Annotated in this window: 22 protein-coding genes, 1 pseudogene and 1 riboswitch; of the genes and pseudogenes, 15 read left to right on the forward strand and 8 right to left on the reverse strand. The window is 45.7% G+C overall.

Translation table 11 applies throughout. The features are described 5' to 3' along the window. Positions 1-217, reverse strand: a 217-nt coding sequence (locus B5F71_RS12040; protein WP_143269892.1) for a helix-turn-helix domain-containing protein, incomplete at its 3' end; no start/stop codon positions are given. Positions 218-387: 170 nt separating this feature from the next. Between B5F71_RS12040 and B5F71_RS21040 the strand changes: the two are divergent. Next, positions 388-543: pseudogene (locus B5F71_RS21040) on the forward strand (helix-turn-helix domain-containing protein); the annotation flags it as partial. Between the two features lie 266 nt (positions 544-809). On the opposite strand, the gene B5F71_RS12045 reads toward B5F71_RS21040, so the two are convergent. Together B5F71_RS12045 and B5F71_RS12050 are read right to left on the reverse strand one after the other, a co-directional pair. Continuing rightward, positions 810-3,245, reverse strand: a complete 2,436-nt coding sequence (locus tag B5F71_RS12045; protein WP_022040977.1) for a DEAD/DEAH box helicase — start codon at positions 3,243-3,245, stop codon at positions 810-812. Between the two features lie 466 nt (positions 3,246-3,711). After that, complete coding sequence (locus tag B5F71_RS12050; RefSeq protein WP_087210655.1) at positions 3,712-5,295, reverse strand: MFS transporter; 1,584 nt, start codon at positions 5,293-5,295, stop codon at positions 3,712-3,714. Positions 5,296-5,432: 137 nt separating this feature from the next. Here B5F71_RS12050 and B5F71_RS12055 point away from each other — a divergent pair, with 137 nt between their 5' ends. Next, positions 5,433-5,951, forward strand: a complete 519-nt coding sequence (locus B5F71_RS12055) for a DUF3332 domain-containing protein (protein ID WP_087210656.1) — start codon at positions 5,433-5,435, stop codon at positions 5,949-5,951. 122 nt (positions 5,952-6,073) lie between these two features. Here the strand turns inward: B5F71_RS12055 and B5F71_RS12060 are convergent, their stop codons facing one another. Further along, positions 6,074-7,120: a DUF4831 family protein gene (locus B5F71_RS12060; protein WP_087210659.1), complete on the reverse strand. Its 1,047-nt coding sequence runs from the start codon at positions 7,118-7,120 to the stop codon at positions 6,074-6,076. 11 nt (positions 7,121-7,131) lie between these two features. Further along, the gene (locus B5F71_RS12065; protein WP_087210662.1) at positions 7,132-8,649 is read right to left on the reverse strand and encodes an NAD(P)H-hydrate dehydratase; all 1,518 of its coding nucleotides are present in this window, start codon (positions 8,647-8,649) and stop codon (positions 7,132-7,134) included. A 102-nt stretch (positions 8,650-8,751) separates the two neighbouring features. On the opposite strand from B5F71_RS12065, the gene hpt reads away from it, so the two are divergent. From hpt to B5F71_RS12105, 8 genes are all read left to right on the forward strand, one after another. Then, positions 8,752-9,288: a hypoxanthine phosphoribosyltransferase gene (gene hpt / locus B5F71_RS12070; RefSeq protein WP_022040972.1), complete on the forward strand. Its 537-nt coding sequence runs from the start codon at positions 8,752-8,754 to the stop codon at positions 9,286-9,288. A 28-nt stretch (positions 9,289-9,316) separates the two neighbouring features. Next, positions 9,317-9,886, forward strand: a complete 570-nt coding sequence (locus B5F71_RS12075; RefSeq protein WP_022040971.1) for an adenylate kinase — start codon at positions 9,317-9,319, stop codon at positions 9,884-9,886. Between the two features lie 137 nt (positions 9,887-10,023). Continuing rightward, positions 10,024-11,196: a GTPase ObgE gene (gene obgE / locus B5F71_RS12080; RefSeq protein ID WP_022040970.1), complete on the forward strand. Its 1,173-nt coding sequence runs from the start codon at positions 10,024-10,026 to the stop codon at positions 11,194-11,196. Beyond that, a complete protein-coding gene (pgeF, locus tag B5F71_RS12085) occupies positions 11,193-11,996 on the forward strand; it encodes a peptidoglycan editing factor PgeF (RefSeq protein ID WP_241148601.1) in 804 nt (267 codons plus the stop codon). Before obgE ends, pgeF begins: the two co-directional genes overlap by 4 nt. Before the next feature lie 15 nt (positions 11,997-12,011). After that, positions 12,012-12,674 (forward strand): phenylalanine--tRNA ligase beta subunit-related protein, encoded by a 663-nt coding sequence (locus tag B5F71_RS12090; protein WP_087210668.1) that lies wholly within the window; start codon positions 12,012-12,014, stop codon positions 12,672-12,674. Between the two features lie 11 nt (positions 12,675-12,685). Further along, positions 12,686-12,874: a hypothetical protein gene (locus tag B5F71_RS12095; protein WP_022040967.1), complete on the forward strand. Its 189-nt coding sequence runs from the start codon at positions 12,686-12,688 to the stop codon at positions 12,872-12,874. Between the two features lie 143 nt (positions 12,875-13,017). Then, positions 13,018-13,614: a porin family protein gene (locus B5F71_RS12100; RefSeq protein WP_087210671.1), complete on the forward strand. Its 597-nt coding sequence runs from the start codon at positions 13,018-13,020 to the stop codon at positions 13,612-13,614. 115 nt (positions 13,615-13,729) lie between these two features. Continuing rightward, on the forward strand, positions 13,730-14,728 hold the full coding sequence (locus B5F71_RS12105) for an Rpn family recombination-promoting nuclease/putative transposase (protein ID WP_087210673.1): 999 nt from the start codon (positions 13,730-13,732) through the stop codon (positions 14,726-14,728). Between the two features lie 107 nt (positions 14,729-14,835). On the opposite strand, the gene B5F71_RS12110 is transcribed toward B5F71_RS12105, so the two are convergent. Beyond that, on the reverse strand, positions 14,836-15,618 hold the full coding sequence (locus tag B5F71_RS12110) for a hypothetical protein (protein WP_143269893.1): 783 nt from the start codon (positions 15,616-15,618) through the stop codon (positions 14,836-14,838). A gap of 161 nt (positions 15,619-15,779) precedes the next feature. On the opposite strand from B5F71_RS12110, the gene B5F71_RS12115 reads away from it, so the two are divergent. Then, positions 15,780-16,658, forward strand: a complete 879-nt coding sequence (locus tag B5F71_RS12115) for a helix-turn-helix domain-containing protein (protein ID WP_087210679.1) — start codon at positions 15,780-15,782, stop codon at positions 16,656-16,658. A gap of 46 nt (positions 16,659-16,704) precedes the next feature. Further along, positions 16,705-18,762, forward strand: coding sequence for a TonB-dependent receptor (locus B5F71_RS12120; protein WP_241148602.1), 2,058 nt, complete (start codon positions 16,705-16,707; stop codon positions 18,760-18,762). Positions 18,763-18,849: 87 nt separating this feature from the next. On the opposite strand, the gene B5F71_RS12125 is transcribed toward B5F71_RS12120, so the two are convergent. Further along, positions 18,850-20,067 carry a phosphoribosylaminoimidazolecarboxamide formyltransferase gene (locus B5F71_RS12125; protein ID WP_255376625.1) on the reverse strand — a complete coding sequence of 406 codons (1,218 nt, stop codon included), beginning with the start codon at positions 20,065-20,067 and terminating at the stop codon, positions 18,850-18,852. Positions 20,068-20,219: 152 nt separating this feature from the next. On the opposite strand from B5F71_RS12125, the gene B5F71_RS12130 reads away from it, so the two are divergent. Further along, positions 20,220-21,491, forward strand: a complete 1,272-nt coding sequence (locus B5F71_RS12130; protein ID WP_241148603.1) for a glycosyl hydrolase family 8 — start codon at positions 20,220-20,222, stop codon at positions 21,489-21,491. A 249-nt stretch (positions 21,492-21,740) separates the two neighbouring features. On the opposite strand, the gene B5F71_RS12135 is transcribed toward B5F71_RS12130, so the two are convergent. Further along, positions 21,741-21,992: a hypothetical protein gene (locus B5F71_RS12135; protein WP_022040959.1), complete on the reverse strand. Its 252-nt coding sequence runs from the start codon at positions 21,990-21,992 to the stop codon at positions 21,741-21,743. A gap of 111 nt (positions 21,993-22,103) precedes the next feature. Then, positions 22,104-22,302: riboswitch (cobalamin riboswitch) on the forward strand. A 187-nt stretch (positions 22,303-22,489) separates the two neighbouring features. On the opposite strand from B5F71_RS12135, the gene B5F71_RS12140 reads away from it, so the two are divergent. Next, positions 22,490-23,251, forward strand: coding sequence for a DUF4465 domain-containing protein (locus B5F71_RS12140; RefSeq protein WP_225226491.1), 762 nt, complete (start codon positions 22,490-22,492; stop codon positions 23,249-23,251). Between the two features lie 108 nt (positions 23,252-23,359). After that, positions 23,360-23,911 carry a carbonic anhydrase gene (locus B5F71_RS12145; protein WP_022040990.1) on the forward strand — a complete coding sequence of 184 codons (552 nt, stop codon included), beginning with the start codon at positions 23,360-23,362 and terminating at the stop codon, positions 23,909-23,911. The last annotated feature ends 433 nt before the right edge of the window (positions 23,912-24,344 follow it).

The raw sequence follows: 24,344 nt of genomic DNA on the forward strand, positions 1-24,344 counted from the left end.
CCCTGTTGCCGGGCGTATGACACCGGCGGGATTCTGCCATGTCATGCGCCTTGTTCCATACATACTTGCCGCTCGGCGTGGAGTTACGCTTTATCTCACGGCTTACCGTTGATTTGTGGACTCCTATGGAACGAGCAATCATTTCCAGAGTCTCACCATTTTGTCGTCCCAGGTAAATTGCGTACCTTTGCTCACGGGTTAAGTGCTTATACTTCATAGACAATACAAAAGTAATTAATCCGTGGGAGACAGAGGTCTCCCTTTTTTATTTTGTATTGCCGGATGACCCTGATTCCGGGCTTCCACCGCCTTCCTCCGCCCTTTCCGCTACGCTCCAAGGACGGAGGAAGGCGGTGGAGGAGTTGCACTTCTAACTTGACGGTGGGCATGCTTTGTCATACTCAGTCTTCTATTAAGGAAATTGTCAATGAGCTGAAATTCCCTAATCTTTCTTTTTTCGGGAAATATTTCAAGGCGCACAAAGGCATGTCTCCCAAATATTACCGGACGGCATATCTCAACACTCAACTTTCGAGTTTATGAATATTATCACAGCCCCTCCCCATGAGGAAAGGTCGGGAGGGGCTGTGAAAAACTCATCCTAAACCAGCATACGATAAATTCAAAACAGGTTCTAGATCTCAACCTTTTTTAATCTTATTCTAGAAGATAAGTAAGTGTGCAAAATTAAATGATATCACCAGAAACGCAGATTTTCTGCGTTTCTGAGCCGACACATTAATAAACTAATTCTCAACATCTACTTATATCGTCTGAAAACGTGTGCAGCCAACAGGCAGATTCGCTTTTTACTTTTTCTCACCGATGTGTGCCAATATGCTGCCCGCCAAGGTGAGGAAGTTGATGACACTTTCTTTATCAGGAACTGGAATGCGTAAAGTGGTCTTCCCGGTTTCCTTGTTTTCTTCTATCAGGCTTTCGGCGAGCCGGCGTGTGGCTTCGGGGGACTTGAGCGTTTGTACCAGTCCGTTGAAGAACGATACGCCTTGGCTGATCAGACGGTCGGCTTCTGGTGTTTCTGATGCACGTGTATATTCCGTTTGAGATAAAGATTCTTCATCAAACGTGTCTGCCTGTATGTTTTCTGCCGGTTTCTCGTCTTTTTCGGGAAGTGAAGCTGGCTTTTCCCGATCTTCTGGGTCAATGATGTCTCCGCTTTCCTTTTTCTCTTCGTTAGGCGATTCGGTTACAACAGACGCGATGTTTTCCATGATCTTATCCAGCTTGCTATCATCCAGGAAGATGCTGTCTTCGCCATTGTCCAGTATGCCTTCAAAGAGTGAAGTCTTAAAATTGAGGGTAGAAAGCATACGTTCTTCGATGGAAGAGGGAGCTACCAAGTTGATGACCTGTATGTTTCGTTGCTGCCCGATACGGTAAATGCGGGCGATACGTTGCTCCAATACGGCAGGATTCCACGGTAAGTCGAGGTTGATGAGGATAGATGCGGCTTGGAGGTTCAGTCCTGTGCTTCCGGCATCGGTAGAGATGAACACACGGCTTTCGGGCAACGAGGTGAAGTTTTCCATCAGGTCTTTCCGTTTTTCCGAAGGTACACCTCCATGGAGGTATTCGTACCGGATGTTTATCTTGTCCAGTTCGGCAGCTACGAGCCGTGTCATGCGTTCCCATTGACTGAATATCACAACTTTTTCGTCACCGCTTTCGAACACGTTGTTGAGAATGTTCATTACTTCGTCTATCTTTGTGTCGTAGCGGCTCTTTTGGTCTAAGATATAGGTGCTGTCGCATACCATGCGCATTTGGCTCATCAGCAAAAGCAGGCGTTTACGGTCTTTTTCGCTCAGGAAACGTTGGCGGTTCCATTTGTAGACCAGTTGGGCAACTATGCTTTGGAACTCATCATGCATGTTCTGTTGCTCCTGGGTCATGGGTACGAACAACACTTTGTCCATACGTTGGGGCAACTGCAAGGCTACGTCTTTCTTTCTACGGCGTATCAAGATGTCGTGTAGTTTTTCACCTACAGTATTCAGTCCTTTATATCCCTTTACTTTTCCGGAATCCGATTTGATGACGGTTTCGTTGATAAACTTATAGTATGGTCCTAGACAATATTGGTCGACGAATTGCACTACCGAGTAGAGTTCTTCCAGTTTGTTTTCCAGTGGAGTCCCCGAAAGTACTACGGCATATTCAGCTTCGATGTGTCGGGCTGCTTTGGAAATTTTTGTGTTCCAGTTTTTAAGGCGTTGCACTTCGTCCATAATCAAGAAATCGGTTTGTAGCCCGTGCAAGATTTCGATGTCGTTGGATACACTGTTGTAAGATACTATCTTATAGAAAGGAGCTGCTTTATAGAGTGTTTTCCGTTTCAAATGGTTCCCTTCCACTACGATGGCTTGTGCATCGGTGAACCTTTCGATTTCTTTTTTCCATTGATACTTTAACGAAGTAGGACAGAGCACTAATGCCGAGGATATGATGCCTTGTTTGCGCATCAGTTCGGCGGTGCCGATAGCCTGGATGGTTTTGCCCAGTCCCATTTCATCGGCTATGATGGATTTCCCGGCACGGTAGGCAAAGCGGATTCCCTCTTTCTGGTAAGGGAACAGGCGGACTTTGAGCAGGGAGTCTATTAAGGTGTCTGCCTGGGGTTCGGAAAGGAACTTTTCCCGTTTGCGCTTGTCACGTTGTTCTAAAATAAAGTCCATCGCGTCATCATACCAACGGAACGTATTATTGAGTTGCAGGGCTTTACTGAAAAAATCATTGATTGTATCGATGGCTTCGGGGCGCATGATACCTTCAGGTGTGAAATAAGGTTCGGCAAGCTTTTGGAACTCTTCGGAATTGTCTGTCCCTATGCGCAGGCGTACTTTCCGTCCCTTCCGGTAGGATAGGTAGACCGAAGTATAGGCTGGTGTATCGGTGCATGTCCGTTTGTGGGATTTTTCCAGCCAAAGCTTGACCGCTTCTATGTGTTTGCATGTGCCTAACTGGCTGGTTTTGAAATCCATGCACGAACAGTAGTTCCATGCGCTGAATGCTCCGCGATAAATCACTTTGTACGTATTGTGTGAAACCGGATTGTTTACGATATAATAGCCGGGATATTCTTGGGCGTTCAATTCTTGAATGCCGAAGTTTTCTTTTTCGGCGGCTTGCCTGCGCAGGGCGATTTGCCATTGTTCCAATGTCATATTGTCCGGCTTGTAGTGGTAGGATACCTTCTTGCTTTTGTCGGTTTTCTTTTTTGCCATTTTCTGATGGTTTTATAATTTTTCTATTTCTTCCTTAGCTGTTTTGAATTTATCGCGTTGGTACAAAAATACACATTTCTAGAAACAAAATGCATAAATGCTTCAATTTCTGATAGATTGGTTGTGAAAAAATATTCAGGCGATACGTTTGGTCGTTTTCTGGATTGCTTTTGTATAACGACATTATAGGGAAGAATCTTATGGCTATACATTAGCGGCATCAATATGTGCATTCAAGGCGCAGCCGGTTGTGTAAGCCCACGGATATAGGTGCATCGGCAAACGCATATAAGTCCATCTGGTGTAAGATTATTAATCTTCAGGCTGCAAGATTATTAATCTTACAAGCGGAAGATTAATAATCTTACACCAGACGAAGTTATCTGCGTTGAGAGAAGAAGAAAATAACAACGACCTTTTAAATCATCTGAATATGGTAAAATACAGTTTATACTATAGTATGTTTTTAAGCGCTTTTTTTGATATTTGACTCTTCCAGTCCGTAATGTTTATGGCTGTCTTCACTTTTCAGCATCCACGAGATGATGATGGCACACAAGCCAAAAAGTGCGAAGATGACCATGGGAATGGTATAATTGTAGCCGATAATGGCACCTGTTGCATTGTATTGGGTGGCAAAACGGTCGATGACATAGCCGATGAGCGTAGGAACCATGGCCAGACCGATGTTCTGTATGTAGAAGATGATAGCATATGCAGAACCCAACTGCTTCATTGGAATGATTTTAGGAACGGAAGGCCACATTGCACTTGGTACCAGTGAAAAGGAAATACCTAATATAATCATTACAACTACGGCAAACCACCAGTAGTTCATTACAGGAAGGGCGAAAAGTACGTGTACGGCAGTTAGCATCACCGAACCGATAATCATTAAAGTGGCGCCTCGTCCGATACGGTCGTATAATGTACCGAAGACAGGAGTCAGCAGGATGGTACCGAAAGGCAACAGTGCCGGAATAAGGCCGGCAAATGATTCGGGCACTTCGTATTTATAGATCATCAGTTTGGTGGCAAATTTCAGGAAAGGGAATACGCCGGCATAGAACATCAGGCAAAGCAGCGTGATGAGCCAGAAACCTTTGTTACAGAAGATAAGTTTCAGATCGGACATTTTGAAGCCTTCTTCAGGATTTTCTCCTGATTCGGCACGGGCGGCGGATACCGAAGCATCTTCCTTGCGGTCCATCACGCAATAGACCAGATAAGATGCGAAACCTACGCAGAGGGCAATGGCTCCGATAAGGACAGAGCCGGATATGTCGCCCATCATACGTGCAATGGGCAGGCTGGCTGCCAGAGCGATGGCGGTTCCGATGCGTGCCATAGCTACTTGAAGTCCCATGGCAAGTGCCAGTTCTTTGCCGGCAAACCATTTCACGATGACTTTTGATACGGTGATTCCTGTAATTTCTGCTCCCATGCCGAAAATAGAGAAGCCTAACGCTGCAATTACTACTTGCAGGTTCATGCCCCATAACATGGCATCGCCGAAATCGTTCTTCAGGGCATACCATTTAATCAGGGCGCCTGCAAACATCAGTCCCGACGACATCATGCCGGTGAAACGGACTCCCATCTTGTCTAAAATGATTCCTCCGAAAAACAGCATCAGCAAGAACACATTGATGTATCCGTAGGCCCCTGAGAAGAAACCGTATTCCGTGCTGCTCCATCCTTTACCTGTCGATACCGTGCTGATGGTCTTGCTGATGGTTTCCTGATTTCCGTTTATGTTTTCGATGTATTGGTATTTGGCTCCTTCTTCCAGTTTCTGTACCGTCAGGTCGGGAGCCGATAATGCATTGGCTTCGGCAAAGAGTTCCACTTTTGCCACCAGGCTGTCGGCAGGCATGGAAGTGTTGTCGGTGAAATAAACAACTTTGCCTTTCGTGGTGAGTAAGTTTTCAAGAGGAGCCATGACATCGGTAAGGAAATAGCCGCACATCATGGTAAACGACACGATGAACAGTGCCGTCCAGCGAGCGGCTTTCGAGTCGCTCAGGCGTTTCTGGATTTGTTCTTTCATTTGTTTTTTTATTTAATAGTTTTACATATTTGCTAAAATGTGCGACAAAGATACTTCTTTTTGGTGGTTTTTGTTTCTTTCCTTGAAATAAGTTCTATCTTTGTGGGTGTTATAATTAATTGCTAAAACTTGAATCGATGAAAAAGATGAAAGCGACAGCTGTGTGTGCTGTGTTAGGAGGATGTTTGTTATGTTCTTCATGTATTGGCTCATTCAGCGCATGGAATAGTCTGAAAAATTGGAATATGGGAATCGGACATAAAGCAGTCAATGAGCTTGTGTTTTTAGCTTTTCATATCATACCGGTATATGAAGTAGCTTATTTGGCAGATGTGCTTGTACTAAATTCAATTGAGTTTTGGTCGGGTTCCAATCCAATGGCTGATGTAGGTACGGAAAAAGTTATTCATGGAGAAGACGGAGAATATCTAGTCCGTACAAACGAAGACGGGTATACCATTACGAAATTGGGCGAAGTAGACCATCCGTTAAATTTAGTATACGATGCGGAGAAACGTACGTGGAATGTAGTAGCCGAAGGAAAGACTTATGAATTGATGACTATGAACGAGGATGGTACGGTAACTTACAAGCAACAGGATGGAACCTCAACGACGGTGATGCCTGAGTGGTTGAAGGAAACCGTAGCTGTATGATAGGCGGATTTTCAGTATATCTTAATATAGATGCGGATGCCGGTTGGTGCGGTGAGGCAGAATGAAAAAACAGCCTTGCCGTTCCAACCGGCTTTTTAATTGGAGAAATTCAAAACAGTTTCTTAGTCTTTGTCAATTTTCAGGATGCTTCCTGTCTCAGGATTGAAAACGACACGGGTGTTTACTTTCTTGAACAGGTCTTCTACCAGAACTTCGGTCGTTCCGAACTGTGTGATAGGGAGTTCGTCTTCGAATAAGGTCTTTCCTTCGTACGTGACGGTTACTTTCCCTTTCCCAGGTATGTTGTAGATGGCTCCTTCCAGTTTTTTCTTTTTCTTTTCGTTTTCTGTGGTAGCTGGAGGCAGTGGAACCGTGTTGGCTAAGCTGATATAGATGGGGGTACCCGCAAGGTCATCGGCAGGAAGTATGCCTAGCAGGCTAGAAAAACGCAAGGCTGTTTTATCGCTGAATGGCTCATTGGCAGGGATGCGGATGGTGAACACTTTGTCCTCGCGGTCGGTGGTTCCACTGAAGAGGCGGGTCAGTGCTTTCTCCTGCTTATCGAGGTTGTCGATGACCAGTTGTAGGGATGCACCGTCTTTGGGCATGGTGTCTGCTTGTCCTCGCAAGATGAGGTTCTTGCTTTCCCGTATGTTGTAGATTTCCTTAGCGGTAAGTTCTGCCATCTTTGCCGAAGACCCGGCCAGCAGTATTTCTTCGGTCATGTATTGGCGTGGGTTTTCGTGGTGTTGAGGCTTTTCCAGTACATATTCAGCTTTTTGTATGTCGGGTGCCGTTGTATTGATGGCTTTGATAAGTCCGTTGTTGGTCAGTTCCACGTTGCTCATGGCACTTTTGTCTTTCAGCTTGATGATGTAGGCTTTGGTAGAGTCGGGTACTCCTGCCGAGCGTACTTCTATCCGCTTGATTTCCCAGTGCATTTCCGGTTGGGAACTTATGTTGTTCATCCGCAGGTATTGGTTGGCATATTGGCACAGTTCTCCAGGCTGGTATGTAATGTGTGTGGCAATGATATTTACCTCCAGTGCCGTTTTCGGAAGGAAGTAGACAATTCCTTCATCGCTTCCGGGAGTGTAGTAGCTGATGTTTTGTGCAGCGATATGCGTCGCACATGCCAGCATGCTTAGTGCAAAAACGATTCTTTTCATGCGTGTATCTATTATTTAGTTTCACAGAGTTCTTTCCAGGCTTCGGGCAGTGCAGCGATGATGTCGCTGGCGGTCAGGCTGATTTCTCCGGTACGGCGGCAGGCTATGTCGCCGGCCAGTCCGTGTACGAATGTACCCAGCCGTGCTGCATTTTCTTGTGAGTATCCTTGAGCCAGCAGAGCAAGTATGATACCAGTCAGCACATCTCCGCTTCCACCGGTTGCCATGCCTGGATTACCTGTGGGATTGAAGTAGAATTTGCCTTCCGGTGTGATAACAGTGGAGTAGGCACCCTTCAATACGATGTAGCATTGCAGGTAGGCGGCAAGTTCTTTAGCCTTGGTCAGCCGGTCGAAACTATCGTTGCAACGTCCGATAAGGCGTTCCAGTTCGCCAATGTGTGGCGTGAGGATGCTTCGGCGAGGCAAGCGGTTCAGATAGTTCCGGTGCGAACTTAAGATATTGATGGCATCTGCATCGAGCACGGCGGGAATGTAGCAATCGGCAAGCTGGTCGAAGGTGGCAAGTGCCGTTTCTTCTTCCTGCCCGATGCCTGGACCGATGGCTATCGCCTGATAGTTGTCAAGGTCGACTGGTTCGGCGAAGTAAAGTTCGTGCACGTCATTTTGTACCATAGCTTCGGGTACGGCTGTTTGCAGGATGTCGTGGTTGCATACAGGGGTATGTATGGTAAGCAATCCTACGCCTGAACGCAAACAGGCACGTGCTGCTAGGATGGAAGCACCAGCCATCCCACTCGAGCCGGCGATAAGCAGTGCATGTCCGAAGTTGTTCTTGAAAGCAAAGCGTTTGCGCGGTTTGATGAGTTGGCTCATTTCACTAGCCTCCGTAATAATATAAGGAGTATCTGCTTGTGCGATGAACTCTTGGCTAATGCCGATGTCGAGTGTTTTCCATTCGCCCACGATGTCTTCGTTCTCAGGGAAAAGGAAAGCCAGTTTTGGTAACTGGATGCTCAGGGTCAGGTCAGCACGGATAATGTTTGTACGCAGGTTGTTGCTGTTGTCTTCTCCCATCAGTCCGGAAGGAAGATCAATGGAGACTACCTGTGCGTTGGAAGCATTGATGTATTTTACGACGGAGGCGAATCCGCCACTCAGCGGCTTGTTCAGTCCTGAGCCGAAAAGTCCGTCTACTACTACATCTTCAGCCGTCAGTTTGGGTGGTTCGAATGCGTTGCTGATTTCGTGATAGTCAGTGAATCCGCATTGCTGCAATCGCTGGATATTGGTCATGCAGTCTTCCGAAATGGTTCCTTTGATATTGAACAGGTAAATTTCTACCGGATAACTCTTGGAGAACAGAAGGCGTGCGACTGCAAGGGCATCACCTCCGTTGTTGCCCGCTCCGGCAAATACAACGATGCGGTGTGAACGATCCCACCTTTTGCTGATTTCATCGGCAATCAGCGAGGCTGCTTTTTCCATCAAGTTGATGGAGAGAATATTGTTATTGGCGATGGTATAGGCATCGGCTTCCTTTTGTTGGGTGCAAGTAAGTATTTTCATCTTTGTGTCATAATAGCTATTTGCGGGTAAAAGTACAAAAAAAGTATAGAAGTTTAAGGGAAAAATCGTATTTTTGTCCCAATTTTATAAAGAAGCGCCATTATGAACACAATCCAGATTAAAGATAAGCAGTTTAAGACTTTCATATCCGAAGCGTCCATTCTGAAGGAAGTGACACGGGTAGCCGGTGAGATTAATGCAGATTTGGCAGGTGACAACCCACTTTTTATCAGTGTCTTAAACGGCTCTTTTATGTTTACGGCAGATTTGATGAAACGTCTCACGATTCCGTGTGAAATCTCGTTTGTCAAGCTGGCTTCGTACGAGGGAACCTCTTCTACCGGAAAAGTGAAAGAACTGGTGGGACTGAACGAAAACATAACCGGACGTACGGTGGTGATTGTGGAAGACATCGTGGATACAGGCTTGACGATGCAGAGGCTGATTGAGACGCTTCGGGCGCAGCACCCGAAGGAAATACGGATTGCCACGTTGCTGCTAAAGCCCGACAAGCTGAAGGTGGACTTGGATATCCGTTATGTGGCAATGCGCATCCCCAACGACTTTATCGTGGGATACGGTCTGGACTATGAGGGGCTGGGACGTAATTATCGTGATATTTATTCGGTTGTAGAATAATCACTAATCAATAATATAAGGTAAAAAGATGTTGAACATTGTAATTTTTGGTGCTCCGGGTTCGGGGAAAGGAACTCAGAGCGCACGTATCGTGGAGAAATACGGTTTGAACCATATTTCGACGGGAGATGTATTGCGTGCCGAAATCAAGAACGGTACGGAGTTAGGTAAAACGGCTAATGAATATATAAGCAACGGCCAACTTATACCGGATGCTTTGATGATTGATATACTTGCAAGTGTGTTCGATAGTTTCAAGGACAGCAAGGGAGTGATTTTCGATGGTTTTCCCCGTACCATTGCACAGGCCGAAGCTTTAAAGCAGATGTTGGCCGAACGCGGACAAGAGGTGTCGGTGATGTTGGACCTGGAAGTGCCGGAAGATGAGCTGATGGCTCGTCTTATCAAGCGTGGGCAGGAATCCGGACGTGCGGATGATAATGAGGAAACTATCAAAAAACGTCTGGTGGTATATCATTCGCAGACCTCTCCGTTGATTGACTGGTATAAGAACGATGGCAAATACCATCATATCAACGGTCTTGGCTCGATGGATGGCATTTTCGCTGACATTTGTAAGGCTGTGGATAGTCTGTAAGTTTTTGAGATTTTAAGTTTATAAGTTTTTTGAGTTTTTAAGTTTATAAGTTCTTGGACCATTTAGGCTTATGGGCTTAAAAACAAGAAACTTAAGAACTCAAAAACTTATAAACTCAAAAACTAAAAAATATTTTTATGGCAGAATCGAATTTTGTAGATTATGTGAAAATTTATTGTCGCTCTGGCAAGGGAGGACGCGGATCGGCTCATTTACGGCGGGAGAAATATATGCCCAACGGTGGTCCCGATGGAGGAGACGGCGGTAGAGGAGGACATGTCATTTTGCGCGGAAACCGTAATTATTGGACTCTGTTGCATCTGAAGTACGAACGTCATGTGTTTGCCGAGAATGGCGGGAACGGTTCAAAGAGCCGGAGCTTTGGTAAAGACGGTGCAGATAAGGTGATTGAAGTGCCGTGCGGAACCGTGGCATACAATGCTGAGACGGGCGAATATGTATGCGACATAACCGAACACGGGCAGGAGGTCATCTTGTTGAAAGGAGGTAGAGGAGGACTGGGTAACTGGCATTTTCGTACAGCCACACGTCAGGCTCCACGTTTTGCACAGCCGGGCGAGCCGATGCAGGAAATGATGGTGATACTGGAACTGAAACTGCTGGCGGATGTCGGACTGGTAGGCTTTCCCAATGCTGGAAAGTCGACACTGTTGTCAAGAGTGTCGGCGGCACGTCCGAAGATAGCTGATTATCCGTTTACTACCCTCGAACCGAACTTGGGTATCGTGTCTTATCACGATGGAAAGTCTTTCGTGATGGCAGATATACCGGGCATTATCGAAGGAGCAAGCGAAGGAAAAGGTTTGGGCTTGCGATTCCTGCGACATATCGAACGCAATTCTTTGTTGTTGTTTATGGTGCCCGGCGATGCAGATGACATCCGTCATGAATATGATGTGCTGTTGAACGAACTGGCAAAGTTCAATCCCGAAATGCTTGATAAGCAGCGGGTGCTTGCCGTCACCAAATGTGACATGCTGGATGAAGAATTGATGGAAATGTTGAAGCCGACACTTCCAGACAACCTTCCTTGTGTATTTATTTCATCTGTGACCGGTATGGGTATTCAAGAGTTGAAAGACATCTTGTGGACAGAACTGAATAAAGAAGGCAATCAGTTGGAAGGATTGCGTCAGTCATCTATCGTACATCGGTCAAAGGACATCCATCTGTTGCAGGAAGAATTGAAAGATATGGACGAGGATTTCAGTTACGTAGAAGACGTGGATGATGAAGATGACTTCGAGTACGAGTATGAAGAAGACTGGGACGATGAACCGGAAAAATGATGGACAACAGGCTGACTGAAGATAGAAGGATGTTGAAATACGGTTTGACGGAGCTGTATTCCAACATTTTTTGTTTTTCGACGACCCGTCATGGCGGATATAGTCAAGGGAGTTACGCATCTTTCAATTGCAACGGCTATTGTGGGGATATGCCGGAAGCTGTTTTCAGAAACCGGGAATTGCTTAGTTCGCTATTGCCAGTGCGTGGTGAACTGGTTATTCCGCATCAGGTACATCAGACGGAAATACGAATCGTGGATGATGTATTCTTGCAGAAGGGTAAACCGGACAGGGAGGTGTTGCTCGAAGGAGTGGATGCTTTGGTTACAAATGTGCCGAAAGTTTGTCTTTGCGTATCTACCGCCGATTGTATTCCGGTCTTGTGCTATGATGTGCGTCATCGGGCAATAGCGGCTATCCATGCAGGATGGAGAGGTACGGTGGCACGTATTGTATGTAAGACTTTGAGTGTGATGAAAAAAGTGTATGGTACGCGAGGAGAAGATATATATGCTTGTATAGGTCCGGGTATTTCACAAGATGCATTCGAAGTCGGGGATGAGGTTTATGATATTTTTGATAAGGCTGGTTTTGATATGCCGCGTATTGCTGCCCGGAAAGAGAAGTGGCATATTGATCTTTGGGAAACCAACCGGATGCAGCTTCTGGAGTTTGGAGTGAACACTTCGCGTATTGAGGTCAGTGGCATTTGTACGTGGAAGAATAAAGATGATTTCTTTTCCGCACGGAGGCTGGGTATTGCTTCCGGACGGATTTTGTCAGGGATAATGATGTGTTGAAAAATTTAAAGACTTATGAAAATAGAAGTATCCGAAGAATTACATCGTGCTTGGCCGCAGTTTCGGGGAGCGGCTGTTTTTGCTACGGTAAAGAATTCGGCTTACAATGCCGAATTGTGGAAGCGGATTGACGAGTTTACCGCCTTGTATCGGGAGAAATATACCGTTGATTCCGTTAAGGAAATGCCTGCCATACAGGCTACCCGTCAGGCTTATAAGAAGTGCGGGAAAGATCCCAGCCGGTACCGTCCTTCATCGGAAGCATTGTGCCGGCGCATCTTGCGAGGCATTCCGTTGTATCAGATTGATACGTTGGTAGATTTGATTAACTTGGCTTCTATCTATAGTGGAAATTCGATAGGCGGTTTCGACCGGGATAAGATTCAAGGCGATCGCCTGGTGTTGGGTATCGGACGAGCCGGTGAACCTTACGAAGGTATCGGCAGGGGCACACTGAATATTGAGGGTATGCCAGTCTATCGGGATGCCATTGGAGGTATCGGAACGCCTACCAGTGACCACGAACGGACAAAGATGAGCATAGACACTACGCACGTGTTGGCGATAATGAATGCGTATGGAGGAAGTGAGGGATTGGTTGAATCCGTCAATTATATGGTAGGGCTGATGAAAGAGTTTGCAGAGGCTCAGGATATAGAAATCGTTTATTTCGAATAAAACCAAAACGTATGGATATAGAGAAAATTTTAGCGGAAGGTATTATCTTTAAAGGTGCTGGCTTGAAAAAGGAAAAAGAAGAAAAGGTAAAAACGAAAGCAAAGAAGAAAGCATATATAACCGGAACACATGGATCTGGTTCAGCAAAAATGAAGGCAGAATATCGCCGCCGCCGTGCCAATCGGCATAAAAACGGGTAACCGGATGCATACATATATCCGCATCGGGGAAGAAACTTTGTCGAAACGTAGCGATTTCTGTGCAATATCACCGATTTTTGTTTTGCATACCGATTAAAAACCTTATATTTGTTCTATGCAAAACAATCTAAAATGATAAGCGTATGAAAAAGTTATTTCTGTTAGCGGTATGTATGTTGTCGATGCTTACGGTGTCGGCACAGATGAGGCCGACGATGATGTTCGAAGTGGGCATCGGCATGAGTGGCTGGACGGGAGATGCGGCAAAAGGTTCGAATGCCATTTTTAATCCGCGTGTAGGTGTTACAGCGGATGTCCCCTTGAACGAATGGTTCTCTTTCCAGCCCGGGCTGAGCTGGGTCTCGAAAGGTGCGAAGATGGAAAATGATGTGAAAGTCAATCAGAACTATTTTCAGGTTCCTTTGATGGCTGCGTTCCACATGCGTGCTACCGATAGCTTCGACCTTGTGTTTACGGCAGGTCCGTATGTTGCAGTAGGCGTGAACGGTAAAACGGAATATGAGCAAAATGATGTTACTACTTCTTGGAAAACTTTCAAGGATGCCGATGGAGTGGGTTGGGACGGCTTCCGCCGCTTCGATGCCGGCATCGGAGTCGGTGTTGCGCTCGATTTCCCACACTGGATAGTAGGCGTGGATGCCGATTTCGGTTTGTGTAAGGTTTGTAAGGATGGTCCACGTAACTATGACCTCTTCTTCAGCGCAGGCTTCAAGTTTTGATAATTTTATATGGAAACGAGGATGAATAATAAGGAACAACATCCTCGTTTTTCTTTCCGTATGTTGTCGTTTCCAATTAAATTCGTATTTTTGTGAAAATTAAAAACGATAGGATATGAAGAATAATCTCATTCGTTTCGATTGGGCGATGAAACGTCTGCTCAGAGACAAGAGTAATTATGTCGTGCTGGAAGGATTTCTGTCAACTCTATTGGGAGAAGACTTGCACATCGTACGTTTTCTGGAAAGTGAAGCAAACCAGACAGAAGTGAATGACAAGTTTAACCGTGCTGATATGCTGGTGGAAGACGAGCAAGGGCGGCTTCTTATTATTGAAGTGCAGAACAACCACGAGTTAGATTACTTTCACCGGATGTTGTATGGTGTGTCGAAAACTATTTCTGAGTATATTAACCTCGGCGATGATTATGATAAAGTAAAGAAAATCTACTCCATTAATATCGTGTACTTCGAATTGGGACAAGGGAAAGATTATGTCTATCATGGGAAAACCATATTCCGGGGATTGCATGACCCCAATGACGTATTGCAACTTTCCATACGGCAGAGGGAAAGGTTTATTGGAAAAGATGCCGGAGATATTTTCCCAGAATATTACGTGCTACGTGTAAATGACTTCGATAAAATAGCTAAGACACCTCTTGATGAATGGATAGAGTTCCTCAAGACGGGCAATATAGATAGTTCGGCTACCGCTAAGGGTTTGCCTGAAGCACGGGAGCGGCTCCGGGTGGATTCGCTTTCCGACCAAGACAGGCGTGCATATATCCATGATATGGAGGCTTTGCGCTACCAACGGAGTGTTATTAAAACAGGCTGGTATGAAGGTCGTGCCGAAGGTTTGAAAGAAGGTCGTGCTGAAGGTCGTGCTGAAGGTCGTGCAGAGGGTAGAGCAGAAGGTAGAGCAGAAGGTCGTGCCGAAGGGCTTGCGGAAGGAGAGGCTAAAGGCAGGGCAGAAGGGAAGGCGGAAAGTGAAAAGGAAATGGCTTTACGCATGAGAGAAATGGCAAAGAAGATGAAAGAAGCAGGTATGCCTGTTGAAACCATTGCCCATTTTACGCAATTGGCATTGGAAGAGATTGAGGAATTATAAAGGAGGAAATAAGCCAAGGAAAGCTGCTAATGTAACTTCCAAAAGGTGAAAAAACTTGATTTTAAAGAAAAAGGACTGGAAGAAATTCGATGAAGAAGAAACTGTTTCTAAAAATCGAAAAACGGTTCGGGCTTCTTGAAGCCTTTTTTGCTGATGGGCATGTAGTGGAGCTGCTTGTCTCCCGTGTCCACTACGATGCAAAGCGAATCGTTCCATTCCTGCAAGTTGGTGAGTCCGGATATGTCGCACGAAAAAGTGCCGGCTTCATAGCGATACTTTTCCCAACCTTCCGGCACGTAGGGGCGATAGCAAAGCTCCAAGCGTAGCGTGTCCGGACTTTGGCGGGCAGGGTCGTATACCAAGTCTATGGGAATGGATGCATATTCATAATGCGTGTAAAGGTCGTGGGTAATCGTTGCAAGTGTGGAGAAATCGAAGTAACCGCAATTTGCTCCGTAAAAGAAGTTGGGAAAATAAAAGTTCTCGTCTACGCTGCAACTGTCTGGATGTGTGATGCCCCGTTTGTCCGCTTCCGCTTTGCTGATGGGGTGGATGACCTTGTAGGTTTCCACAATTCCTACCCTTGCGTTGTCAATGATAGTGAAGCCGGGAGTGCGGTCGCTAAAGAACCGGTTTTCTTCTTTGAACGACAGGCTGTAGTAAGCCCGTTCGTATTTGTCCAGTCCTTTGCCGTAGCAGATGGCGACTTCGTTTCTTCCGTCCGAAAAGAGGTAATAGCCGTCTTCGTCGTTGCCTACGATAGTGCCTCTATTCATCATACTGAGATACCCTCCGTTGTCGATAGTCAGGTCGTGGCAGGATACCAATCCGAATGCGCAGACGAAAAGCGTCCACGCATAGATGCTGCAAGAAAATCTCTTTGTTTTCATCTTTGTCCTGAATAAACGTTTCTTTTCAGCAAATATAGGCAAAAAAAGGAAGCGGTAACGCATTATTTAACAGGAAACGGCATAAGCCGTATAAAAGCCGTTGGGGCTTTCGGACTATTTTTACTATTTTTGCCGTATGAAATACAATCGGGAAAAATGATATGAACAGGAGAATCTTATCTGTTGGAGTCTTTATGGTGTTGATGCTCTCGTCTTTGTTGGCAGGGCGTCAGGGGTATTGCGGTGCCAAAGAAGCGATAACCGCCGACTTGAACCAGGCTTTGTTGCGTATGTTTGAAGAAAGGCAGGAGGATATCGTCACGCAAGACTCCATCCGGGCATACAAGCGGCTTAGGCAAGTGTCGGACGGAGAAGTATGGCTTGCCATTGCCGACCGGAAACTATGCCGTAATTTGAAGAACCGGAAGCTGAAAGACAATGCCTTCCTTTCGTTTCATATTGTTGATGAGGCTTATCCCGGCAAGTTCCCGGAAGCGGACGTTATCAGCAGCGATACGTTGATAGTGAACAATGAAGCGACTGGAACAACGCTTGCCGTGAAAAGTTACGCGCGCCTTTCTGCAATCGGTATATTCCGTATGTCCGACCAGCGTTGGTCGTCCTTGCTGGCTTTTGCTGCGTTGCTTTGGGCGGCGGGAGCTGCATTTCTTTTTCGGAAGAAGGAGACGCTTGCTGGTACCGTCAGCTATGGAGGGCTTTCTTATTCGCCCGAGGACAAGTGTTTCTATGACGCAAGCCATGCGTTTGTCCACTTTACTCCGATGCAATACCGATTGATGTTGATGCTATGGCAGGCTCCTTCCCATTCGGTATCGAAAGAAGAGATATGCGCCCTGCTTTGGCCCAAGAAAGCGGATGCCAACGATACGCTCTATACCTTGGTGAAACGATTGAAACCGATTCTTGAGGCATGTAGCGAATTGCAGCTTGTCGCTCATAAAGGAAGAAGCTATGCGCTGGAAATCAGACCGAAAACCAGTTGTCAGCCAAATGTCAGGAAGATGTCAGCTACATGTTAGGTGAGTGTGTAGCCTTCGAACGTATTTTTGTGTCCGAACTAAAAACATGGACACAATGAAACGTATCAACATCTTGCTGGTCTTATTCGTATATGCCCTCGTTGGCTCGGCACAGAATGAGACGAAGACTATCGAACTTGGAGAAGTAGAAATAAAGGCGGCTAAAGTAATTCATAAACCCGACGGGCAAATTATTTATCCCACCGAAACGCAGAAAAATGCATCGCATTCGGGGTATAGCATTCTGCAGAAGTTATCCTTGCCCAATATCCGTGTGGATGAGGTTTCGCAAAGCCTCTCTGCCATCGACGGACGGGGAAGCATCCAGTTGCGCATCAATGGCATTATTGTAGGACGGGAAGAAATGCTGGCGCTTTCTCCCGGAAGCATCAGCCGGATAGACTTTATCGACAATCCCGGGGTGAGATACGGAGAAGGAATCGCATACGTTATTAACATTCTGACCCGCCGGGCGGATAGTGGATATACGGTCGGCATTGATCTGACCCAGGCACTGACCGTTAAGTCGGGCAATGATTTAATTTACGGAAAATGGAACGCCGGGAACAGCGAGCTTTCGTTGAGTTATAATTTCGGGTACAAGGACTTTAAGGGAAACCGGACCCATGAAACGGCTCATTATCTGCTTACGGATGGTTCCACTCATACTATTGAGCGGAATGATCTTGCTTCTCGTAGCCGGAATTTTAATAATGGCTTGCAATTGAAATATAATCTTGCCGATTCTGCCGACTATGTGTTTCAGGCTTCGCTAAAGGCTGATTTCTCGCATATCCCCAACAATTATAACCGGAAGCGGATTATAGAAGAAGATGAGCAATATATCGCCACGCAACGCGAACGCAACCGTAGCTCCAGTCCGGTCTTGGATTTGTATTTCTTTAAGCAATTGACTCCCCGTCAGTCGCTGACACTGAATGCCGTAGGGACGTATATCGCCACTTCGCTCCGCAGCAGTTACGATGAGGGTGCGCCGTATGCATATCGGGTGGAAGGGAAGACGTATTCCCTGATGAGTGAAGCCATTTACGAGAACCGGCTCAAGCCTTTTACGTTTACTGCTGGGGCAAACTACATGCAGAAATACACGAAGAATAAGTACACGGGTGATGTAAATTCCGTCAATCCGATGCATAACCGCAGCGTCTACGCTTTTGCCGAGATAAATGGGACGCTTGGTCCGGTAAGATATGTGGCGGGAGTAGGAGGCAGTTATCTGGATTACCGCCAGCAAGCGCACGATTATCAGTACTGGCTGTTCCGTCCGAAGGCTTCCGTTGCCTACAATCCAGTGCAAGCCGTCCAGCTGAAATATGATTTCCAGATAAGCGAGTATGTTTCGCGGGTGGCGATGATTAGCAATACTTCTATCCGCAACAACAGCATGGAATGGACGTTGGGCAATCCCGATATCCGCCCCAACCGCGAGCAAGCGCATACTTTTCAGGTTTCGTACACGCATCCCCGCTTCCAGTCTTTTGTTCAGGCATACGGAAAACGTTGCCATCAGCCGAATATGGCTACGTATATCCGTACCGAAGACAACCGGTTTGTGTACACCCAACTCAATCAAAAAGAAATCGATGTGCTTAACCTGATGCTGTATGCGAATGGTTGGATAGTCCCCGATAAGCTTTCGATAGCGTTATCTGGTACGCTTTTCCGCTGTTTTAACTTCGGCGAAGACTATACGCATTGCAAGACGTTTTATTCGGGTACAGCCAGTGTGCAGGCTTACTTAGGCAAACTTACCCTTTCGGCATTCATGGACAGCGGTTTCCGTTTCCTCGAAGGTGAGACCGAAGGATTCAACGGCTCGTTTGTTTCTCTGAACGCATCCTACCGGTACAAGAACCTGAACTTGTCGCTTGCCTGGCAACAACCGTTTAGAAACCGTTACAAGCAATTCCAGTCGGATGTGTACAACCGTTATGTCCGGAAAACGACTGCTCTGCATTGCCGTGACTTGGGCAATTTCGTGAGCCTGAACATTGCATGGAAATTCTCACAGGGAAGGGCATATAAAGATGTCCGGCGGAACATTGAACAGAAAGCGGATAAAGATACCGGCATCTTGAGGTAAAGCAAAATAGAACACAGAGACACAAAGCATATATTTTTGTAGAATATAAAACTCTGTGCCTCCGTGTCTCTGTGTTCGAAATTAATATTAATGATGGAACAGACGGATGCCTGTAAACGCCATCGTGATGCCGTATTTATCGCATGTTTCGATGACATGGTCATCGCGCACCGAACCTCCTGCCTGAGCGATGTATTCCACGCCGCTCTTGTGCGCACGTTCGATGTTGTCGCCGAAGGGGAAGAAGGCATCCGAGCCTAACGATACGCCTTTCAGCGTGTCCAGCCAGGCACGTTTCTCTTCGCGGGTCAATACTTCGGGCTTTTCGGTAAAGAACTGCTGCCAAACGCCGTCAGCCAATACATCATCGTGATCATCGCTGATGTATACGTCGATGGTGTTGTCGCGGTCGGCACGGCGGATTTTCTCTACCCAAGGCAAGTTCAATACTTTCGGGTGCTGGCGCAGGTACCAGATATCGGCTTTGTTTCCGGCAAGGCGGGTGCAGTGGATGCGGCTCTGCTGGCCGGCGCCGATACCGATGGCTTGTCCGTCCTTCACATAGCACACCGAATTCGATTGGGTATATTTCAGGGTGATAAGCGCAATCATCAGGTCACGCTTTGCCGCGTCGGGCAGGTTCTTGTTCTGTGTCGGGATGTTGGCGAAGAGTTCCTCTCCGTTCAGCTTGATTTCGTTGCGTCCCTGTTCGAAGGTGATGCCGAACACGTCTTTGTGCTCGATGGGAGCCGGACGATATTCCGGGTCAATCTGAATGACGTTGTATGTACCTTTACGTTTCGCTTTCAGGATAGCCAATGCCTCTTCGGTATAGCCCGGAGCGATAACGCCGTCCGAAACTTCACGGTTGATGAAGCGGGCGGTCTCTTCGTCGCACACATCGCTCAGCGCGATAAAGTCGCCGTACGATGACATGCGGTCGGCACCGCGGGCACGCACGTATGCGTTAGCGAGGGGAGACAACGGCAGATCGCCTACGAAGTAAATCTGTTTCATCGTTTCGTCCAGTTCCAGCCCGATGGCGGCACCGGCAGGGCTAACGTGCTTGAATGAGGTAGCGGCAGGCATGCCGGTCGCTTCTTTCAGTTCTTTCACCAACTGCCAGCCGTTCAGCGCATCAAGGAAATTGATGTATCCCGGACGTCCGTTCAGCACTTCCAGCGGCAGTTCTCCTTCTTTCATATAAATACGTGCTGGCTTTTGGTTGGGGTTGCAGCCGTATTTCAGTTCGAGTTCTTTTGCCATAAGCATTTGTTGTTTAAAATGTTTATTTTCGGCAAATATACGAAAAAAAACGTATCCCTGTACCCCGATGTAACATACAGAATAATCTTTGTAACATTAATATAGGAGAAAAGTCATTTGTTTTGTTTACATTTGCCGGCAGTAAATGATTTTTGAACCTTAACAAGTATATTTCAATTATGAAAGAACAAATGAAAAACAGAATTTTCAGAATGCTTTTCTTGGTGTTATTAGGATTGCCGTTCTTTTCCGTATTGGCTTCAGTTCCGGAAACGCAGGATTTGCTGCAAAGTCCTTGGACGGAGGGGGCTTTCGACACAGGGAAATATCGTAATATTTTTGCTGAAATGGGCTACAGTTCTCAAGAAATTGATGCTCGGGTGCAGTCGGTTTTCGATGAAATCTTTTCACCGGAGAACAAGGTTTATGTTGAACCCGATGACTCTACAGCATATATCTGTGATATAATACATGATGATGTGCGTAGTGAAGGTATGTCATACGGTATGATGATAGCTGTGCAGTTTGAGAAAAAAGACATTTTTGACCGGCTTTGGCGTTGGACTAAGACTTATATGCAGCATAAGGAAGGAGCTTCGGAAGGTTATTTTGCCTGGTGTTGCCGGAAAGACGGGAGTCATATCGATGGAGGGTCGGCTTCGGACGGCGAGCTTTATTTCATTACCTCATTAATTTTTGCTTCGAACCTGTGGGGAAATGATACGGGTATTGATTATCTGGCCGAAGCTCAGCATATACTGGATTGTGCCATGGAAAAAGATGGAACAGATAGTGTTATGCCGCTTATTCATAAAGAACACAAGCTTATTACGTTTGTCCCGAATAAGTTCGGTTATGGTTTTACCGATCCTTCTTACCATTTGCCTGCCTTTTACGAAGTTTGGGCACGTTGGGCTGACGATGGACGTGCTGCATATTGGAAAGAATGTGCCGAACGCAGCCGCCATTTTTTGCATAAGGCAGTTCATCCTGTTACAGGGTTGACTCCTGATTATAGTAACTACGACGGAAGTTTGATGCATAAAGGTTGGATGATAGGTGATGCTTTCCGTTTTGATTCTTGGCGTGTGCCGATGAACATTGCGCTTGATTATTCGTGGTCATGTGCCGACCGGGAATGGCAGCAGGCATACGGCAATAAGATTCAGGATTTTCTGTATGGACAGGGGATTGATACGTTTGTCAATCAATATAATGTGGATGGCACAATGTTGCCAGACAGTTTGCAAATGGGAAAACCTTCTCATGCGCCAGGACTTGTGGCTACGGCGGCCGCTGTATCGCTGGTCTGCACACATGCCAAAAGTCGTGAGTTTGTGCAGCGTTTGTGGGATAGTCGTCCTACTCCAGGTTTCAATTATTACTACGATGGATTACTCCGTTTATTCGCTTTTATGCATTTGAGCGGAAAGTATCGGGTGATATTTCCAGTACAGCGGTGATTTATACTATGCGCGGTATGCATTTGTTGATGTCACAGTTACAGTGTGCTGTCTCCGTTCCGTTCACCACGCATTACTGAGCTGTACTTTATCATATTCAGATGATTTAAAAGGTTGTTGTTATTATCTTCTTCTCTCAACGCAGATAGCCTCGTTTGGTGTAAGATTAATAATCTTCCGCTTGTAAGATTAATAATCTTGCAGCCTGAAGATTATTAATCTTACAGCGGATGGACTTATATAGCGGCTTTATTCAGAAGAGGTTTGTGTGCATGTCCGACGGGTTATCGGAAAGGAAAAGCTGATGGGTTTGTCCAAAAGGGAGATCTTGGACTCAAAAATCTTTTGGGAGTCAATCTCTTCTATATCGGATTGTTGTTGGGTATTTGTATGAAAAAATGTTCCATAATGTAGTTCGGCTTTGTAAAAACTGACCAAAGCCCAGCCTCCTACAAAGGAAGCGGTGGCGATAAGAAGTACTGAAACGATGATAAATTCCATATTGTCGGTTGTTGGTTATGTTTCTTAGTCAATAAACAAGAAGATGCCCTTAATCCTGCTTATACTTCTATTAATGTTTGTTAACGTCAGTTCATGTAATGAAAAACTTTCTATCTTTGCCCATGCAACGGTTCGGGCAAACCACGTCCGATTAAAAGGGAATCAGGTGCAAGTCCTGAACAGTCCCGCTGCTGTAAGTTCCATAGACTGAAGTGTCGCAAACCATTCTTAGCCACTGGGAGGGTATCTTGGGAAGGCGGTTTGTCGATAGGAACAAGTCAGAAGACCTGCCGTGTGCCTTTGCATTTTCACTGCTTTCGAGGAAAAAGCGTGGGAATACGGCAGGATGTGGCTTTTCGGGCTGCCCTCTCTTTATTATTCCCTTTTTCTAATTGCAATCGGTGTTATGCGAAGATGCGCAGGGATAACTTCCTTGTGTGAATAGGTTTATATTTTAACCAAAAGATAACATGAATCAATTAAAGCAATTAGGACAGATGAAAAAATTAGTATGGTTTTGGGCGGCACTGTTGTGTGTGTCGCTTTGGAATTGTAGCGATGACGAGAATCCGGCAAGTGAAGAGCAGAAAGAAGAAGCGGTAATCAGTTTTGAAGGCGAATTGAGCGAGCCGAATAGCTCTTTCATCGCCACCGAAGGCGAAGTGGATGGGTTTTATCAAAGGACTTCCTTCTCCGACCCTCAGGCGTTAGTTGCTTTTTCCCATTATTTTAGTGGACAGAGTTTTGGTGGAGGGTTCACTTATACCAATGGAACGGATGTAACAACTTCTGGATATACCAATTTAAGTGCCATTACCGGTGCTGGCAGGGATGGAAGCGTTTACCTGACCAGTAATGCAAACGAGTACACTCCAGCGCGGATTACAAATCTGCAAGTTGGAAAATATCGTTTCAAAGGAGCATGGGTAACGAATACAACCTATGATTATCTGGCTATGAAAGACGGTAATGATGGAGGAATAGGTTTGGTGCGGAAGTTTGGAGTGGGTGACTGGTTCATTCTGACTGCTGTAGGTCACGCAAGCGATGATTCCGAAATAGGGCGTGTCGATTTTTATTTGGCCGATTTTCGTGATGGGAACAGCATGATTCTCGATACGTGGGAATGGTTCGACTGGAGCGAACTGGCAGATGCCTCGTATATTACGTTTGAAATGTCTTCTTCCGATATAGGTGATTTCGGTATGAATACTCCTTCTTATTTTTGCATGGATGATATAACATTGCAGGAAAATTGATTTCCTCTCGAAAATAATCAGCAAGGCTCACTTAGAAGAAGTTTATCTTCGGAAGAGTGGGCCTTTTTGCGTATCTTTGTGCGGTTTGAAACATAAAATTAAGTGTGTATGATAGACGAATTATTGGAGTTCAATCGTTCCTTTGTAGAAAACAAAGGCTATGAACAGTACGTAACCACAAAATATCCTGATAAGAAGATTGCGATAGTGACCTGTATGGATACGCGTTTGGTTGAGTTGATACCTGCTGCCTTAGGCTTGCGCAACGGGGATGTAAAGATGATTAAGAATGCCGGAGGAACGGTGACACATCCCTTTGGAAGTGTGATGCGTAGCTTGTTGGTAGGTATTTACGAATTGGGTGTAGAAGAAATTATGATTATCGGTCATACGGATTGTGGGGCGCAACACATGGATAGTCAGGTCATGTTGCGACATATTAAAGAGCACGGAGTATCCGACCGTGACATTGAGATGATGGAGTATTGCAATGTTGATTTGCACGCTTGGTTGAGCGGGTTTGACGATGTGGAGCAATCGGTACGAGGTAGTGTGCATTTGGTAAAACATCATCCATTAGTGCCTAAAGATGTAGTCGTGCGTGGATTTATTATTGACTCTGTAACTGGTAAATTGACTGAGTTTGAAAATATAGATTAATGCATAACCGAAGGAGAAGATGACAAGTGCAAGATAAATGCATTTAATGCTGCATATATTATTTCGTTGAAGGCTACTTCATTTATTAGAACCTGATACAGCATTACTTAATTCATTCAAGGTACGCACTTATATGTACGGGGGCATGGAAGATATATCCGTTGACCCGTTCATATAGGTGCTTTTTTGTATCCTTGCCTTCGGTTTTCTGTTGTTATATATATAATAAGGAGTATTGTTATTCTTACGAAGTTCTTTTTAGGTGTAAATATTTTCCTGTATATCTGTGAATATCAGCATTTTGTGTATTTCGCATGAAAAAAGTTTCAAAAAAAGTTCTCCAGTTACTTGCAGTTTCGGTAAAAAGGCGTACCTTTGCACTCGCTTTCCGAAAGGGACGCCACCTGAAAAGGTTGTGTAAGTCCCTGGTGAG

This window comes from Bacteroides sp. An269 (assembly GCF_002159755.1).
GTDB classification, from domain to species: Bacteria; Bacteroidota; Bacteroidia; order Bacteroidales; family Bacteroidaceae; genus Phocaeicola; species Phocaeicola intestinalis.

Coding starts and splice junctions, on each gene's coding strand:
- B5F71_RS12050 (WP_087210655.1), bottom strand. CDS start 5,295: ATGAAAGAACAAATCCAGAAACGCCTGAGCGACTCGAAAGCCGCTCGC.
- B5F71_RS12060 (WP_087210659.1), bottom strand. CDS start 7,120: ATGAAAAGAATCGTTTTTGCACTAAGCATGCTGGCATGTGCGACGCAT.
- pgeF (WP_241148601.1), top strand. CDS start 11,193: ATGATGGACAACAGGCTGACTGAAGATAGAAGGATGTTGAAATACGGT.
- B5F71_RS12065 (WP_087210662.1), bottom strand. CDS start 8,649: ATGAAAATACTTACTTGCACCCAACAAAAGGAAGCCGATGCCTATACC.
- B5F71_RS12075 (WP_022040971.1), top strand. CDS start 9,317: ATGTTGAACATTGTAATTTTTGGTGCTCCGGGTTCGGGGAAAGGAACT.
- B5F71_RS12055 (WP_087210656.1), top strand. CDS start 5,433: ATGAAAAAGATGAAAGCGACAGCTGTGTGTGCTGTGTTAGGAGGATGT.
- B5F71_RS12140 (WP_225226491.1), top strand. CDS start 22,490: ATGAAAAAATTAGTATGGTTTTGGGCGGCACTGTTGTGTGTGTCGCTT.
- B5F71_RS12115 (WP_087210679.1), top strand. CDS start 15,780: ATGAACAGGAGAATCTTATCTGTTGGAGTCTTTATGGTGTTGATGCTC.
- B5F71_RS12090 (WP_087210668.1), top strand. CDS start 12,012: ATGAAAATAGAAGTATCCGAAGAATTACATCGTGCTTGGCCGCAGTTT.
- B5F71_RS12145 (WP_022040990.1), top strand. CDS start 23,360: ATGATAGACGAATTATTGGAGTTCAATCGTTCCTTTGTAGAAAACAAA.
- obgE (WP_022040970.1), top strand. CDS start 10,024: ATGGCAGAATCGAATTTTGTAGATTATGTGAAAATTTATTGTCGCTCT.
- B5F71_RS12045 (WP_022040977.1), bottom strand. CDS start 3,245: ATGGCAAAAAAGAAAACCGACAAAAGCAAGAAGGTATCCTACCACTAC.
- B5F71_RS12100 (WP_087210671.1), top strand. CDS start 13,018: ATGAAAAAGTTATTTCTGTTAGCGGTATGTATGTTGTCGATGCTTACG.
- B5F71_RS12110 (WP_143269893.1), bottom strand. CDS start 15,618: ATGAAAACAAAGAGATTTTCTTGCAGCATCTATGCGTGGACGCTTTTC.
- hpt (WP_022040972.1), top strand. CDS start 8,752: ATGAACACAATCCAGATTAAAGATAAGCAGTTTAAGACTTTCATATCC.
- B5F71_RS12135 (WP_022040959.1), bottom strand. CDS start 21,992: ATGGAATTTATCATCGTTTCAGTACTTCTTATCGCCACCGCTTCCTTT.
- B5F71_RS12120 (WP_241148602.1), top strand. CDS start 16,705: ATGGACACAATGAAACGTATCAACATCTTGCTGGTCTTATTCGTATAT.
- B5F71_RS12105 (WP_087210673.1), top strand. CDS start 13,730: ATGAAGAATAATCTCATTCGTTTCGATTGGGCGATGAAACGTCTGCTC.
- B5F71_RS12130 (WP_241148603.1), top strand. CDS start 20,220: ATGAAAAACAGAATTTTCAGAATGCTTTTCTTGGTGTTATTAGGATTG.
- B5F71_RS12095 (WP_022040967.1), top strand. CDS start 12,686: ATGGATATAGAGAAAATTTTAGCGGAAGGTATTATCTTTAAAGGTGCT.